The organism is Streptomyces sp. NPDC059895 (assembly GCF_042731035.1).
In the GTDB taxonomy this organism is placed as follows: domain Bacteria; phylum Actinomycetota; class Actinomycetes; order Streptomycetales; family Streptomycetaceae; genus Streptomyces.
Genome location: NZ_JBHWKO010000130.1, coordinates 1 through 1,972, shown reverse-complemented (window position 1 = coordinate 1,972; position 1,972 = coordinate 1). Strand labels below are relative to the sequence as shown.

The 1,972-nt window shown below is 68.1% G+C and carries 2 protein-coding genes; both read left to right on the top strand.

Features of this window, described 5'->3' with window-relative positions; genetic code table 11:
• Positions 1 to 148: 148 nt before the first annotated feature.
• Positions 149 to 340 (top strand): hypothetical protein, encoded by a 192-nt coding sequence (locus ACFV9M_RS42000; protein WP_385079905.1) that lies wholly within the window; start codon positions 149 to 151, stop codon positions 338 to 340.
• A 422-nt stretch (positions 341 to 762) separates the two neighbouring features.
• Positions 763 to 1,425 (top strand): O-methyltransferase, encoded by a 663-nt coding sequence (locus ACFV9M_RS41995; protein ID WP_385079903.1) that lies wholly within the window; start codon positions 763 to 765, stop codon positions 1,423 to 1,425.
• Positions 1,426 to 1,972: the final 547 nt, after the last annotated feature.

The window sequence follows — 1,972 nt, the reverse complement described above, 5'->3', positions numbered from 1 at the left end:
ACCGGCACCTGCACCACCTGCCACCGCCCCCTGCCCAGAACCTCCGCCACCAGCCAGAACCCAAGAGCCAGAGCAACCTAACGGAGTCCTACTAGATCCACATCACGGACACATACGCGACGCGTCAGCGCAGCTCAGAGCCCATCCGGTGATCTCGCTGGTCGGAAAACAGGACCACGACGTACTGATGCTGTTCGACCACTTTCTCGACGGCGTCGAGGACCCCGGAAGCGACGTCCATCAGTCACTGGGCATGGTCAACCTCGCCCCGCACGACTGGTTCGCCGCCTTCGACTCCGATCAGGCCCGCGACCCCGGTCGCGGTTTCCGCCGCCCCTGACACCAGATCGCACGCCGAGCCTCCGGCACACGCCAGACGGTCAGAATGCCGGGGGCGGGCCGCCCTGGTGAACGGTGGGCGGCTGAAGGAGGGCGGATGTCTTCCAGGGTGTCCCACAGGCGGCGGATGCCATGCAGCTCGCTGGCCGCCGCCGTGATCGACACCGCAGCACGGACGGAACGCTGCTGGGTCACTGCGGGGTCCTCTCCCTGTGCAACGGGCCCGTCCACGGTGCGGCATCCGGGCGGCCGTCATCGTAGCGCCCGGGGCGGGCCCGGCCGCTCCAGTCTGGCCGCCGGGCCGCGGCTGGCCTGCGGCATCCTTCGGGCGCACCCAGGACGCGACCTCCGCTACCTGGACCAAGGTCAGCGATATATCGTGATACTACTGATCGTGTCGAAGTCTCTTACGGAGGAGTGAGAATGCCCACCGAGCCAGCCATCAGCCCGTTGCAGGATCCTCAGGTCCAAGCGGTACTCGACCGTCTCCACGGCCAGCGTCGCCGACCGCCGGGCGGAGGCCCCGGCAGCGGTCCCGTCGCCCGCGACCCACACGCCTACGCCGACATCGGCTTCTCGATCCACCCCGCTCAGGGAGACCTCATCTACCTGCTCTGCCGGGCGATCGGCGCGACGAGGACCGTGGAGTTCGCCACGTCCCTCGGCGTATCCACGCTCTACTTCGCCGCCGCGGTCCGCGACAACGGCGGCGGGACGGTGATCGGCTCTGAGATCGTCCCGGAGAAGGCCGCCACCGCCTTGCGTAACCTGACCGACGCCGGCCTGGCCGACTTCGTCGACCTGCGCGTCGGAGACGCGCGCGAGACACTCCGCGACCTGGGCAGCCCGGTCGACTTCGCACTCATCGACGGCTGGCCGGTCAGCTCAGGCCCCACGCTGGCTCGCCAGGTCATTGAGCTGATCGAACCGCAACTACGGACAGGCGCGATGGTGATGAACGACAACGCCGAGCCCGACTACCTCGACTACATCCGAGACCCGGCGAACGGCTTCCGGTCCGTCTCCCTGCCACTCAAGGGCTCGACCGAGCTGTCGGTGAAGGTGGGCGCACCCACTGAGTCCTGATGGGCAACCGAGCCGCTGCGGGGTGCCGGACGGCCAATCAGTGGAAGCCACAAGCGGCAGAGCCTTGTGAACCACACCCGGCACCCCTGGGTGGGTGAACCACACGAGGGGCTCGCCGCCTTGCGCGGAACAGACGGCGGGGCACCGGAATGAAGCAGCTACACAAGTTCGCGCGAAGGCCAAGAGCATCAGCCTGACACATCGCAACCGACTGATCGGCTCAGAATGGTTGAGCCGCGGGTCTTCTGAAGATGGTTTCCACCGGGTCACGGATCTGTCCCAGCCGGTGGTGATCGCGGAAGGTACCGACCGGGGCCGAAACCGGCGTCCGCCCCGCCGTCGGGCGGGTCCGGTGTGCCGGGGACACACCGGGCCCGGGCCCCGAATTCCCGGGCCGGACGGCGCCGAGTGAGAGGCACGGCAGGGTGCGAGAGCCGACCGCCTTCCCATGACGGGTCTGTACGGTGATCGGTGTAACTCCCGAGCAGGAAGCGGAAGTTGATGACCGACGTGAGTGTCACCGAGACCGAGGGCCGGGCAAGAGCCA

Excerpts from the sequence above, each read along its gene's own strand:
- ACFV9M_RS41995 (WP_385079903.1), top strand. The coding sequence starts at position 763 with ATGCCCACCGAGCCAGCCATCAGCCCGTTGCAGGATCCTCAGGTCCAA.